This is a genomic window from Sphingobacterium sp. NPDC055431 (assembly GCF_053644255.1).
Genome location: NZ_JBSHLH010000008.1, coordinates 119292 through 132030 on the forward strand (window position 1 = coordinate 119292; position 12739 = coordinate 132030).

General features: G+C 40.5%; 13 protein-coding genes. 11 read left to right on the forward strand and 2 right to left on the reverse strand.

The features are described from left to right. The first annotated feature begins 8 nt into the window (after positions 1-8). The 6 genes from ACWIB3_RS09550 (at position 9) to porM (ending at position 7910) form a co-directional block, all read left to right on the forward strand. On the forward strand, positions 9-1664 hold the full coding sequence (locus tag ACWIB3_RS09550) for a RagB/SusD family nutrient uptake outer membrane protein (RefSeq protein ID WP_454291471.1): 1656 nt from the start codon (positions 9-11) through the stop codon (positions 1662-1664). A 574-nt stretch (positions 1665-2238) separates the two neighbouring features. After that, positions 2239-2928, forward strand: coding sequence for an outer membrane beta-barrel protein (locus tag ACWIB3_RS09555; RefSeq protein WP_454291472.1), 690 nt, complete (start codon positions 2239-2241; stop codon positions 2926-2928). A 52-nt stretch (positions 2929-2980) separates the two neighbouring features. Continuing rightward, a complete protein-coding gene (gene porK, locus ACWIB3_RS09560; protein ID WP_185215747.1) occupies positions 2981-4267 on the forward strand; it encodes a T9SS ring complex lipoprotein PorK/GldK in 1287 nt (428 codons plus the stop codon). Positions 4268-4300: 33 nt separating this feature from the next. Beyond that, positions 4301-5488, forward strand: coding sequence for a type IX secretion system ring subunit PorN/GldN (gene porN / locus ACWIB3_RS09565; protein WP_185212855.1), 1188 nt, complete (start codon positions 4301-4303; stop codon positions 5486-5488). Positions 5489-5534: 46 nt separating this feature from the next. Continuing rightward, positions 5535-6347, forward strand: coding sequence for a type IX secretion system motor protein PorL/GldL (gene porL / locus ACWIB3_RS09570; RefSeq protein WP_313261312.1), 813 nt, complete (start codon positions 5535-5537; stop codon positions 6345-6347). A 30-nt stretch (positions 6348-6377) separates the two neighbouring features. After that, the gene (gene porM, locus ACWIB3_RS09575; RefSeq protein ID WP_185212857.1) at positions 6378-7910 is read left to right on the forward strand and encodes a type IX secretion system motor protein PorM/GldM; all 1533 of its coding nucleotides are present in this window, start codon (positions 6378-6380) and stop codon (positions 7908-7910) included. A 50-nt stretch (positions 7911-7960) separates the two neighbouring features. Here porM and ACWIB3_RS09580 read toward each other — a convergent pair whose 3' ends face one another. Continuing rightward, positions 7961-8860 (reverse strand): helix-turn-helix domain-containing protein, encoded by a 900-nt coding sequence (locus ACWIB3_RS09580; protein ID WP_454291473.1) that lies wholly within the window; start codon positions 8858-8860, stop codon positions 7961-7963. A gap of 183 nt (positions 8861-9043) precedes the next feature. Here ACWIB3_RS09580 and ACWIB3_RS09585 point away from each other — a divergent pair, with 183 nt between their 5' ends. The 5 genes from ACWIB3_RS09585 (at position 9044) to ACWIB3_RS09605 (ending at position 11770) form a co-directional block, all read left to right on the forward strand. Then, on the forward strand, positions 9044-9445 hold the full coding sequence (locus ACWIB3_RS09585; protein WP_454291474.1) for a DoxX-like family protein: 402 nt from the start codon (positions 9044-9046) through the stop codon (positions 9443-9445). Further along, positions 9438-10172, forward strand: a complete 735-nt coding sequence (locus ACWIB3_RS09590) for a DUF2071 domain-containing protein (protein WP_185212860.1) — start codon at positions 9438-9440, stop codon at positions 10170-10172. The genes ACWIB3_RS09585 and ACWIB3_RS09590 overlap by 8 nt, the downstream gene beginning before the upstream one ends. Continuing rightward, positions 10166-10918: a class I SAM-dependent methyltransferase gene (locus ACWIB3_RS09595; RefSeq protein ID WP_454291475.1), complete on the forward strand. Its 753-nt coding sequence runs from the start codon at positions 10166-10168 to the stop codon at positions 10916-10918. Before ACWIB3_RS09590 ends, ACWIB3_RS09595 begins: the two co-directional genes overlap by 7 nt. Then, on the forward strand, positions 10902-11306 hold the full coding sequence (locus ACWIB3_RS09600; protein ID WP_185212862.1) for a hypothetical protein: 405 nt from the start codon (positions 10902-10904) through the stop codon (positions 11304-11306). Before ACWIB3_RS09595 ends, ACWIB3_RS09600 begins: the two co-directional genes overlap by 17 nt. Positions 11307-11512: 206 nt before the next feature. After that, positions 11513-11770, forward strand: a complete 258-nt coding sequence (locus tag ACWIB3_RS09605; protein ID WP_185212863.1) for a hypothetical protein — start codon at positions 11513-11515, stop codon at positions 11768-11770. A 74-nt stretch (positions 11771-11844) separates the two neighbouring features. On the opposite strand, the gene ACWIB3_RS09610 is transcribed toward ACWIB3_RS09605, so the two are convergent. Next, positions 11845-12735: a hypothetical protein gene (locus ACWIB3_RS09610; RefSeq protein ID WP_454291476.1), complete on the reverse strand. Its 891-nt coding sequence runs from the start codon at positions 12733-12735 to the stop codon at positions 11845-11847. Between the last annotated feature and the right edge of the window lie 4 nt (positions 12736-12739).

The window sequence follows — 12739 nt, forward strand, 5'->3', positions numbered from 1 at the left end:
ATAGAAAAATGAAAAGATTTATATATATCGGTCTATTTGCAGCCCTTACATTAACATCCTGTAAGGATGAATTCTTGGAAAGGATTCCATTGAATTCCGTATCGGAAGAGACCTTTTGGAAAACTGAAAATGATGTTTACCTAGCGGTAAACGGAATATACGCAACATTGCCAGGGGATGGCATCATCTACGAGGATGGAGCATCAGATATTGCGCATGCACAATACCCTTGGGAGAGCACTGCTACGTCCGTTTCTTCAGGAATCGTAAGTACAGCCTTGAACGCAGGTTGGGATTATGAGACCGTTCGTAAGACCAACTATTTCTTGGAGAATGTGGACAAGGCTACCATGGACGAGACCTTAAAGAACCGTTTTAAAGCAGAGGTTCGTTTTATGCGTGCTTACCGCTATTTTAATATGGCTAGCAAGTTTGGCGGAGTTCCATTGATTACAAAGGTTTTGGGCTTTGCGGAAGAGGAACTGAACGTTCCTAGATCTTCCAAAGATGAGGTAATCTCTTTTGTGCTGAAAGAATTGGATGAGGTTGCAAAAATCCTTCCTACTTCTTATTCTGGTGGTAAATCCAATGAGAAAGGAAGAATTACAAAAGGTGCAGCATTGGCCTTGAAATCAAGAATTCTCCTGAATGAAGCGAAGTATGCGGAAGCTGCTGCAGCGGCACAGGAAGTAATGGGTCTAGGTTATCAATTATTCAAGACTTCGCAAGAAGCTGAGGTTGACCAAAAAGACGATTACAGTAAGTTGGTGGATTTCGCTAATGCAGCAGAACAAGAGAAATTCAGATTGGCTTTGCGTAGCTATGAGGGGATTTTCCATCAAGCTAATGAAGGTAATTCGGAAGTTATCCTGGAAAGACAATATATCCAACAGGCACAGCCAAACTATTTAAACACCTATCTATTAGAAGGTGGAGTAGGTGGATGGAGTTCCTTGACGCCGACGCAGGAGCTGGTGAACAGTTACCAGAACTTCAAGACTGGGGAAGCAGTTACTGCACCGAGCAACCAAGAGCGTGCTCAACGATATGCAGACAAGGACAAAACAGCTTTCCTTCAGGAATACAAAAACAGGGATCCTCGTTTCTATGCATCCATTCTATTTGAAACAGCGCCTTGGAATGCTTTGACCATCGAAGGTGGATATAAGTACTCTTGGGTGGATGGAGCGAGCAATATGTCCAAAACGGGCTATAACTTTAGGAAAATGGTGGATACGAAGGCGAATAGAGATAACCTGGATAACCATGCAAACGTGATCTTGATCCGTTATGCTGAAGTACTTTTGAACTACGCAGAGGCGAAAAATGAGGCTACTGGACCAGATGCAACGGTTTATGCTGCCATTGACCAGATCCGTGAGCGTGCGGGAATGCCAAAGCTAGACCGTACAAAATACGCTAGCAAGGAAGCCCTTAGGAACGCAATCCGTCAGGAAAGAAAAGTGGAGTTAGCATTGGAGGGTATGCGTTATTTGGATATCCGTCGTTGGAAAACTGCACCTGATGTGATGAAGAATATCTATAACCTGAAAAACTCATTGGCGCAAGAGCGTATCTGGGACAATAAATTGTATTTGATGCCTGTACCTCAGGGTCAAATGGACTTGTCTTACGGCGTACTTGTTCAAAACCCAGGTTACTAAGAGTAGTCAATAATAGTTAATCAATAAATAATGCAAAAGAGGTGTCCGAATGGGCGCCTCTTTTTTTTGTTGTGTATCGGTAAAAGTTTATCCAATAGCTATTAATTTATCCAATATGAATGGCATTAAAAATCGAGTCCATAGCCTATCGAAAATCCCAATGTTTATGTGAATTGCTTTTCTATCTTTTATTTGTCGATTCTCAAGCGATATATGGATAGCAGTTTGAACATTTAAATTTTTAATATTAAAAACCAACATGTGAATCATTGTCCTAAATAAAAAAAGTAAAATAATTTTAGGTCAATATATGTTTAAACGTATATGTTTCAAAATGTCATCTGAGTGTACTTGTGGTGCGTATTTTTGCGTTTTTCTGAAAGGAAAAATTTGCTATGAATCGGGTGTTGCAATTTTCGTTTAACATCTTTTGGTAAGATTCTTGTGACAAGAAAGGCTGGTAAAATTTTACGACTTAATAATTTTGAGCCTATATTTTTATTGAACTTATAATAAAGGGCCTCAAAATTCGTCTAAATAATAATGTATTGTATTGCTAACAAGAATTCTTAACATGAAAAAAACTATTTTTTCTTTACTATTATTTGCAGTTTGTGGTTTTAAATCAGCGCAAGCACAATTCTCTCGTCCGATTAGTGTTGGTGTTGGAGCGGGGCCTACGATCAATCTGACCGACTTGGCGAATGTCGAAACTAATTTAGCGGGTCATATTGATGTGGATGGATTGATTACTCCCTTTATTTCGGCCGGTATTCATGCAGAAAAAGGTGCTTTAGGAGGGAATGGTTATGCCAGTACTTTTAAGAATGACTACTATGCATTTAATGCGAATGCGAAGGTTAGGATTGGTCAATTTATGAACCTACCGGATAATTATAGCTATTATAATCTCCAATCAGATCCTTTCCACAAAATCCTTGCAAACATCTATTTAGGTGCCGGTGCTGGAGTGGTGAAAAACAACATTAAAAACAACATCGATCCTAATTATGCAAATGCTGTTGTTGGGCAGGGTGGTGAAATTTCACAGGATCTGGATGGTTTCCAATTTGTGGTTCCCATCAACCTAGGGGTTGATTTTCCAATTGGAAGAGGCTTGTATGGTCCGCAATGGGCAATCAACTTGAACTACCAACATACGATCACGACCAAAGACAATCTGGACGGTGTGATCAACAGTAAACAAGATCACTATAGCTATATCTCAATAGGGGTTAAATATGCTTTGTTTCAGCGTGAATAAGCATTCCTAAATCAATCATTTTCAACTACTATAAAATTAAACAATGGAAAGTATGAATAGCGTATTCCTAAATCGAATATATACTGCAGCTTGCTTATTGCTTGTTTTTGCTATTACAGGCTGTAACTCTTCAAACAATTTTTACAAAGCCCCAAAAGTATCTGCATTCCGTGGCGGAAAATTGCCAGCTCCTCCGGGGATGGTGTATATCCCTTCGGGAACAATCTTGTTCAAAGGTTCTTTGGACAGCGGAAATGTGGGCAAGAACGTCAGTTTGAGTGCCTTTTTTATCGATGAGACTGAAGTTACCAACAAGCAATATCGCCAGTTCGTAAACTGGGTAGCGGATTCGATCGCAGTTACTGATTATTTGCAGGATGACCAGTATTTTCTGGATATCGCAAGTGAAAGTGGCGAAGGAAGGCGAATTAATTGGAAAAAGGTAAGGAGTATTTCTCCTATTTGGATGAGTTCAGATCCTACTATCGCCGAGCGCATTGCTCCCATGTTGGAGATGAAAGGTTCGACGAGGGCCTTGAATCCGGAAGTGATCAAATACCGTTTCTCCTTTTTGAAGACCAAAGGCAACCTGAAAAAAGAATATGTGACGGATACAGTTTCGGTAGTAACAGCAGAAGACATTTGGTCGAGAGACTTTCCAAATGCCCAATTAACCTCCCTAGATGCCAATTATTTTACCCACCAATCTTTTGATTATTATCCCGTAGTCGGCGTTTCATGGAGACAGGCTCGTGCCTATTCGGATTGGAGAGGAAAGGAAATGATGGCCAACCTGATGAAAAACTCCTACTTGAGCGGTTACCAACTGACATTCAGTCTTCCTACGGAAGCCCAATGGCAATACGCTGCGGAAGGTAAAATCGACCCTCGCGATACGATTGCAGGGACGAAAATGACCATTGATGGTAATGATGGAAAAGAGAAACTGGCTGTGAACTATAAACAGGGTGAGGGTACCTATTCTAGGGATGGTGCAACATTTACCTTGCCGGTTAAATCTTATACGCCTAATAAATTCGGTGTGTACAACATGGCTGGTAATGTTTCAGAATGGACCCTGGATGCATATTCGCCTTCGGCTGTTGCGTTTGTGAACGACCTGAACCCAGTATTGCTTTATGATGCTGATGAACAGGATGCCGATGCATTGAAGAGAAAAGTTGTTCGTGGTGGATCTTGGAAAGACAATGGTGAGCAATTGAACAGCGAAACCAGAAACTATTCAGTGGATTATGAACCACATTCATATATAGGGTTTAGATGTGTGATGTCGGCATTCGAGTTGCCAACAGTACAGAGCAAGACCCGTAAATATTAACATCAATCTGTGAACGATTTAAAGATTATTAAAATGAAAAATTGGATGATGGTAGTGGCCATGGCATTTGGAATATCTCCAATAATGGCACAAAGTATCGATACGATACCTGATAGCACCGTAATTAACCAGACAGTAATCCAAATGCGGGATGATTCTACGATGCAAGTACCGCAGGGAGAGATCCTGTCTGACACGATACCGACTACAGATGGCTTTTACCAAGTGAACAACTTGGAAGATGCTGTCCCTTTTGCCTATCCGGAGGTAAACCTGAAGAACATCAGGTTTTACAAAAGGGTATGGCGGGATATTGACCTGAAGGATGAACGTAACTTTATCTATGCCGTTCCTGGGAATTCCTTGATGGAAGTGATCATGAAAGGTATAGAAACAGGTAAACTGACGCCGTACAACCCTGAGGATGATTCCTTCAAAGGGAAGCTTTCGGCAAGTGAGGGTATGGCAAGGTTTGCCGATTCCGTATTGGTGCCAATCTTTGATGATGAAGGTAACCAGATTGATTCAAGGATGACCTTGAATGAATTTAATCCGGAACGTGTAACCAAATTCAGGATCAAGGAGGACATCTTCTTTGATAAACAGCGTGGTCGCCTAGAAACTAGGATCATTGGTGTTGCTCCATTGATGGACATTACCACTTCTTCGGAATTGGCGACTTCGGTAGGTTCTACACCAGCTTTCTGGTTGTATTTCCCTCAGTTGCGCTATAGTCTAGTCAAAGTTGATATTTCTGACCCCGACCGTGGCCTTTATGATATGACCATGGACGACCTATTTGTACAGCGTAAGTTTGCCAGCAAGATTGTCCGTGAATCTTCTCCCGGCATGTTGCAACAGGCAACCTTTGCGGGAACGGACAGTTTGCAAACCGATAACTCCCAAGTGCTGGAAGACAAGCTCGACTCTTATAAAAAGAAATTGTGGACTACGCCTAAAGGTGTGAAAGCCGAAAACCTGGAAGGTCATGAACAAGACCTGAAGATTGAGGAAGAGCAGAAGAGACAAAAGGAATTGATGGAGCAGCAGCACCAACAAAGACAAAACCAACAGCAGCAACAAAGTGAGCAGCAGTTGGAGGAATTGTTGAAACAGAGTGAGCAGAACAATCAAGAAACCGAAAGTGGTACCGAGGAAGGCAGCACGGAGGAAGGCTCCTCCACGGAAGAAGGAAGTTATAACGAAGAAAGTCAATTTTAGAATCCAATAAACATCCCACTTATACAGGGTTAGCAAAATTTACATTATGAGTAGAAAGAAAGACAATTCAAAATGGCTACATGTTGCCATTTCTTGGGGAGCAAGTATCGTAATTATCGGTGTATTATTTAAAATCCTTCATCTAGGAGGGTCATGGGCAAATTACATGATCGGATTAGGTCTGACGGTGGAAGCAATTCTATTCTTTTTGATGGGTTTCAATCCTCCACCTCAAGAACCAGATTGGTCAAGAGTGTATCCTGAATTGGATGAAAAGTTTCAAGGTGAATTGCCGGTGCGATCTGCACAGGTGGTGAATGCTCCGCAAGGACCTTCTGCAACTGCAGCCTTGGATAAAATGTTCGCAGATGCAAATATTGAGCCTGCTACCATTGAGAACCTTGGAAGAGGTCTGCGCGATTTTGGTGAAAAGGTGTCTGCCATCAACAGGATCAGCGATGTTTCCCTGGCTACGGATGAGTTTACCCAGAAGTTGAGATCTGCGACCAGCAAATTTGACAACTTAGGTGTAGCTTTCGAGAAAGCTTCTGCTAACCTGGTAGCCATGGCTAATACCAATACGGATACAACCGGCTATCATGAGCAAGTACAGAACCTGACTTCCAACTTGCGCCAGCTGAATACGATGTATGAAAAAGAACTTCGTGATTCGGCTTCTCACTTGCAGTCGATGAACCATTTCTACGAGAATTTAAGTTTTACAATGAAAAACTTCAATGAATCTTTGGATGATTCCAAAGCTTTCAAAGACGAGGTAAACAAATTAGCGAAAAACCTCAACGCACTGAATGCCGTGTATGGCAATATGTTGAGCGCTATGAACCAGCCTCGAGTGTAATTCATCCAAGTAAAATTTTAAAAAAGAAATATGGCATTAGGAAGAGAGACGCCAAGGCAACGGATGATAAACATTCTTTATCTCGTGTTACTTGCCTTGCTCGCATTAAATGTACCCGATTCAATATTGGATGCCTTTAAGAATATCAATAACAGTTTGGAGACTTCAAAATCCAACGTAAATAACTCTGTCCAGCAATTGTTCGCAGCATTTGAAAGCACCAAGTTAAAGGATGAACCCGGTAGGGCAAAACCTATTTACGATAAGGCTAAGAATGCACAGGCAATTATCAACGACTTAAACCAGTACATCAACGGTATCAAAGAGGAGTTCGTAAAACAAGGTGGCGGCTATGATGAAAAAACCGGTGACCTGAAGATGCGCGAGAATGAAGATATCGCCCCTAGTTTGATGATCAACCAGAAAAAAGGGGAAGAACTGAAAGAGAAGATCAACAGTACCCGTTCTAAGTTATTGGCGCTATTGACTCCGGAAGAACAGAAATCTGTTTCTTTCTCTCTGGAAGCCAGTGACCCTGAAAAAGCAGTGAACGGAAAGCGCAAATGGGAAGAGATCAACTTTGGAAGTGGTACTCCCTTGACGGCAGCCATGACCATTTTGACGAAGATCCAAACGGATGCACAAAATGCGGAGTCTGATGTGGTGAAATTGATCTTAGGGAAAATGGATCAGGCGGTAGTGAACTTGGATAAGTTTGCTGCGGTAGCTGTAGCTCCTACTTCTTACTTGGTTCAAGGCCAACCTTATTCAGCTGAAGTCTTCTTGACGGCTTCGGATTCCAAGTCGCAACCGGCAATTTCGGTAAATGGAAATAATCTGGAGGTAGTGGATGGAAAAGGTGTTTACCGTGTTCCTACGAATCAGGAAGGGATCTTTACTTGGTCAGGTGTGATCAAGGTGAAGCAGACTGATGGTTCGATCAAGGAATACCGGACCCCTCAACAGACTTATCAGGTATCAAGACCATCTGCTGTGGTATCGCCAGATAAAATGAACGTACTATATATTGGAGTAACTAACCCTATTTCGGTTTCAGCTCCAGGTACTCCGACCAATAAGATCAAGGTCAGCATGGCTGGAGGTAGCATCAGTGGTTCGGGTGGAAAATACAATGTAAAGGTGAGTTCTCCGGGGACAGCAAGGATTTCTGTTTCCGCTGAGGTTGCTCCTGGAAAAACCCAGACCTTGAGTACAACGGAGTTCCGTGTGAAAAGAATTCCAGATCCAATTGCGCAGTTTGCAGGTAAAACGGGCGGTGCAATGGCAACTGTGGCCATCAAAGCTCAGAATGCTATCTTCGCTAAACTGGATAACTTCGATTTTGATGCCTCTTTTAGAGTGACAAAATTCTCATTGATCATTGCTAAACCACGTGCAGATGCCATTGTCCTTTCTACTTCAGGAGGGAAATTGAGTTCTGCCATGAAATCAGCTTTGAATGGTATCACCCCAGGTTCCCGCGTTATTTTTGATAATATAATTGCCGTAGGACCAGATGGTACCCCAAGACAATTGAATGCAGTAGCTTTAACAGCTAACTAACATAAACAAAGATGCCCGAGATTATCGGGCATCTTTGTTTTATACGCTGTTTAGTTGCTATTGATAGATCTAAATTCATTCGGGCTATTTCCAACGGCATTCTTGAAAAACCGGGAAAAGTGCTGAGGATACTTAAAGCCTAGATCGTAGGCGATCTCATTGATGCTCTTATTTCGATCAAACAATAGATCTTTTGCTTCCTTGATCAACTTCTGATGTATATATTCTTGTGGAGATTTACCTGTTTCTTTTTTGATCAGGTCCCCGAAGTAATTTGCGGATAGATGTAATTGATCAGCGCAAAAGGATACGGAAGGCATTCCCAAGAGTTTTGGTTTATCAGAGTGAAAGTACTCATCCAAGAGCTCTTCAAAGCGATGCAAGATTCCCTTGTTGACATGTTCCCTTGTGATAAATTGGCGGTCATAGAAGCGCTCGCAGTAATTTAAGAACAATTCGATATTGGACACGATGAGCTGTTTGCTATGCTTGTCCATATTCTGCTCCAGTTCATATTCTATTTTAGAAAAACAGTCCAAGATGATATTTCTTTCCTTTTCGGATAGGTGCAAAGCTTCATTCACGGCATAGGAGAAGAAATGTAATTCCTTCATGCGTTTAGCTAGACTTGTACCAGCCAACAGGTCCGGATGAAAGGCAAGGGCATATCCCTGAGGTTTATAGGCTTCAGTTCCATTCTCGCCGATGACTTGGCCCGGTGAAATAAAAATCAAGGTGCCTTCCTCATAATCGTAGTTTTCCAGACCATAACGCAGATCGCCACATTTGATCTTTTTCAGGAAAACTAAATAAAAGTCATACCTCATTTTTCGTAAGGTCCTAACATCAGCTTTATCCAGGTCAATTACACTGACCAACGGATGTAAGGTTTTGTTATTATTGAAAGCGTTGTATTCGCTGATATGGTCAAATATTAGAATGTCCTGCATAGCTACCATGTTTTTCTATTCGAAAATAACAATCCTAGGATGATTTAGTTCAAGGTAGCTATTCAATCAGTAAAAATGGTATTAAAAACCGTAGTAGATATAATGTGTATAGGTGAGGAGGATAAATTATGTTATTTTTAATTGACTGTTATACATCATACTGATAAAGTACAAGCGATATACATGGAAAGAGTTAGATTTTGGAATAAGGTTCTGTTCCTTTGCTTTTCGTTGGTTTGGTTAATCAACGGATTATTCTGTAAGGTATTGAACCTGGTACCGAGGCATCAACAGATCGTCGCTGAGATCTTGGGAGAGACCTATGCAAGACCTCTGACTTTTGCTATCGGAATTTCTGAAGTGTTCATGGCTATCTGGATAATTTCAAGGAAATATAGCCGGCTGAGTGCTATTGCCCAGATCCTTTTGATTGTAAGCATGAATATCATGGAGTTTGTTCTTGCAGCCCATTTGTTGCTCTGGGGCAGGTTCAACATTGTCTTTGCATTCTGTTTGGCAGCATTGATTTACTACCAGGAATTTGTTCTGCAAGCAGGTTTAGAAAGGAGTAACCGAATTGCTTAACTTCCAAAATCATCCCTTTGCGGTTGAAGCTTATTTTGAGAGCTCAACGATCCTGACCTTTGCCGTTGCTAAAGAAGAATTGGAAAAATATGTTCCTAAGCCATTGACACTGGATCTATATGAAGATAAATGGGGTTTTTTGACGATAGCAATGGTCAAGACCAAGGATCTCAGACCAAAGGGATTTCCCAAGTTTCTAGGGAATGATTTCTTTCTGATAGGCTATAGAATCTTTGTAAGATATCAGACCAGTACCGGTAAAAACCTGCGCGGTCTCTATATCCTTAAATCTGAAACCAATAAATTGAAAATGGAGCTCTTAGGCAATCTCTTTACCCGTTATGCTTATACCACCACTGATATTTCACAAAAAATAGAAGGTCATCAAGTTGAAATACAATCCGATAAATCAAAATTTACCCTGCTGTATTCAAGAAAAACTGATGGCGAGATGAAACTCCCCGTCAACTCTGTATTTCCCTCATGGAAAGAAGCTCGACGTTTTGTAGGGCCATTACCCTTTACATTTGAGATCGATCAAACAAAGAACCAAGTTTTGATAATTGAAGGCGTGAGGGAGAACTGGACTGCTCAACCCATTGAATTAATCACTGCCGATTTTGATTTCATTGATCGTTTTAACTTTCAGCATATTCAACTCTCTAATGCCTTTGAGATCCGTGATGTTCCATATTATTGGAAGAAAGGAGTATTTGATCCATGCTAACAAGGACAAATTTTCAAGGAGTTTGGAATATCGTACGCTTTAACTGGCATCAATACTTCATATTATTTGTTGTCGCTCTGCTGTTGCTTATATGGGGGGCAATGAGCAGTGGAATGCTACAGCTTATTATCTATGTTCTTGTTCTCCTTTCATTCGCACAGGTTTTGGTCACTTTACTGGTTTCCTACTATGTATACGATCTTTCCGGCCTATATGAATTAAAACAGGTTGGTGATCTAAATTGCTTGAAGGTCCTAAACATCAGTGCTGGATTTGATGAGACCAGTGACATCCTGAAGCAGCAATTCCCCGACATTATCTTGCAGAAGGCGGATTTCTATGACCCATTACAACATACCGAGATCTCCATAAAGAGGGCGAGGAAGGCTTATCCATCCAGTCAAGATACACTGATAGTCAAGACAGAAGAACTTCCTTTTGCAGAGGCTTCCTTTGATAAGGTTATCTGCATCTTTTCCGCACATGAGATCAGGAATGTGAATGAGCGGATAGCCTTTCTGAAAGAGTTAGCAAGGGTTTGTGATGCTAGGGGTGAAATTATTATTATGGAGCATTTAAGGGATGTTCCAAACTTTTTGGCCTATAACATCGGATTTATGCACTTTTATCCGAAAAGCAATTGGGAGACCTGCTTTGCCACTGCTGGATTAAAGGTGACGGAAGAACTGAAAACAACTAAATTTGTCTCCATATTTAAACTTAAACCGAATGGAACTCCAAATTGAGATTATTGGTTACTTATTGATACTCTTATCCTGCATCCATGTCATATTCCCGAAGTACTTTGGCTGGAAGGAAGACCTGGCCCCTCTGCAGCAGATCAATAGATCGATGATGAAAGTGCACACCTTTTTTATTGCGCTTACAGTGTTCTTGATGGGGCTGCTTTGTGTTACATCTGCAGAAGATCTGTTACAAACTGAATTAGGAAGGAAGATTTGCTTAGGTTTAGGGCTTTTCTGGCTGATAAGGCTGTTTTTTCAATTTTTTATATACCCATCATCCTTATGGAAAGGAAGAAGATTGGAGACTGTAATCCATATTGTTGCTATTGTATTCTGGGTTTTCCTCAGTTACAGCTTTTTATGGGGATATTTTAGCAAAGGGAATTAAGAAAACAACGCTTTTATTAATTCACAGATAATTAACAACTACCTGACGTGTAATTATTTACCTAAACAACTGTTGTTCAAACAATTTTATTTTTTTCTTGCATTATTAATATTTTATTTTTGTAAACTTGTAGCTACAAAATGAAAAACATCTTTTGTTCTACTATCAGTTGACAAGATTAGGATACTTAATTAATACTGGGCATTATGGGAAGCAACAAGAAAATGAGTGAGGTTATCAGAGATTTGAACCTACAACGCAAGCTTACTTTCGCTATTATTTGTGGCGGAGCAATGGCTATGACCTTATTAATAACTACTGTTGGGCTTTTTGTTAAACAAGAAAAAACTTTAATACTTTCTGTTTTGGTGGCTGCTTCGATTTTAGTCATCCTTCCAGCGGTATTAAAGCTTATCAAACTCAATTCAATCTTAAAGTCTGGAATGGAACTTTCTAGGTCCTAATTCTAAAGATATTATTCCTGATTATTTCGGAAAAAACTAATTGGTCCAAAGCTAAGCCTTGGACCTCATTTATTTTACTCCCTTGGCATTGTGCTAAAGTATAAGGGAGTTTTACCCTCCATTATTTTCCCGTTTTTATCTGAAGGAAATAACGTCAGGTTATTATTCATGTCATCCATTTGGAAGACAAAATAATTATCTCCTTTATTTAATCCTTTAACAGGGGCAGTACCCGCATTGATTGGAATCAATAGGGTGTTATTGTCAAAATAGCTGACCTCAATTTCCGTTTCCTCGTTCAACAGGACAAAATCTTGATCTTCTGCAAAAAACAGGTTTAAACCTTTATCCATATAGGAAGGGTTAGAGCCGTAAGTTGATGGGTTAGCAGTTTGGATCAAGCCTTTTCCTTTGACGGCATCAGATTTCTTCATGACCAAAGGTTGGCCAAGAAATTCTTTACTAAACTGTAAAGGAGGCGTGTCGGATTCTAACCACTCGTCATAAATGCTGACCTCAAAGGAGAATGGTTTATTCCCTTTAAAAACCAAATAAGGCTCCTCCACATGGAAATCTCCAGTTAGGCCCTTTATTTTTTCATCGATGAAAGTGGAAAATTGTGACTCATTATAATCGATGTTAATGATGCTAAGATCTTCGGGTTTATCATAGCTAAATGAAACCGTCAATGCTACGGAGGTTCCATTTTCTTGAAGGCTGATCTCTTTATTTTTAAAGATGCTGAGTTCATTTGCCCAATTCAACTCCTTGTTCTTAAGTTTTTGGAACTCCTCCGTTTTCTGAACAGATTGCTCTTCGACGGTCGATATCAAGTTCTTTTGAACGATGACCACCTGCTTTTTAATAGGGTCCACACTTATTACGGCCTTCTCTGCAACCAAGCTGGGTTGCTCACGCATAAAAAAAGTCCCAATAATGATAAAGAATATTTTTACCTCATTCATTGTA

Bases quoted from the DNA above. Each gene is read 5' to 3' on its own strand.
- ACWIB3_RS09550 (WP_454291471.1), top strand. From the start codon at position 9: ATGAAAAGATTTATATATATCGGTCTATTTGCAGCCCTTACATTAACA.
- ACWIB3_RS09555 (WP_454291472.1), top strand. From the start codon at position 2,239: ATGAAAAAAACTATTTTTTCTTTACTATTATTTGCAGTTTGTGGTTTT.
- porK (WP_185215747.1), top strand. From the start codon at position 2,981: ATGAATAGCGTATTCCTAAATCGAATATATACTGCAGCTTGCTTATTG.
- porN (WP_185212855.1), top strand. From the start codon at position 4,301: ATGAAAAATTGGATGATGGTAGTGGCCATGGCATTTGGAATATCTCCA.
- porL (WP_313261312.1), top strand. From the start codon at position 5,535: ATGAGTAGAAAGAAAGACAATTCAAAATGGCTACATGTTGCCATTTCT.
- porM (WP_185212857.1), top strand. From the start codon at position 6,378: ATGGCATTAGGAAGAGAGACGCCAAGGCAACGGATGATAAACATTCTT.
- ACWIB3_RS09580 (WP_454291473.1), bottom strand. From the start codon at position 8,860: ATGCAGGACATTCTAATATTTGACCATATCAGCGAATACAACGCTTTC.
- ACWIB3_RS09585 (WP_454291474.1), top strand. From the start codon at position 9,044: ATGGAAAGAGTTAGATTTTGGAATAAGGTTCTGTTCCTTTGCTTTTCG.
- ACWIB3_RS09595 (WP_454291475.1), top strand. From the start codon at position 10,166: ATGCTAACAAGGACAAATTTTCAAGGAGTTTGGAATATCGTACGCTTT.
- ACWIB3_RS09600 (WP_185212862.1), top strand. From the start codon at position 10,902: ATGGAACTCCAAATTGAGATTATTGGTTACTTATTGATACTCTTATCC.
- ACWIB3_RS09605 (WP_185212863.1), top strand. From the start codon at position 11,513: ATGGGAAGCAACAAGAAAATGAGTGAGGTTATCAGAGATTTGAACCTA.
- ACWIB3_RS09610 (WP_454291476.1), bottom strand. From the start codon at position 12,735: ATGAATGAGGTAAAAATATTCTTTATCATTATTGGGACTTTTTTTATG.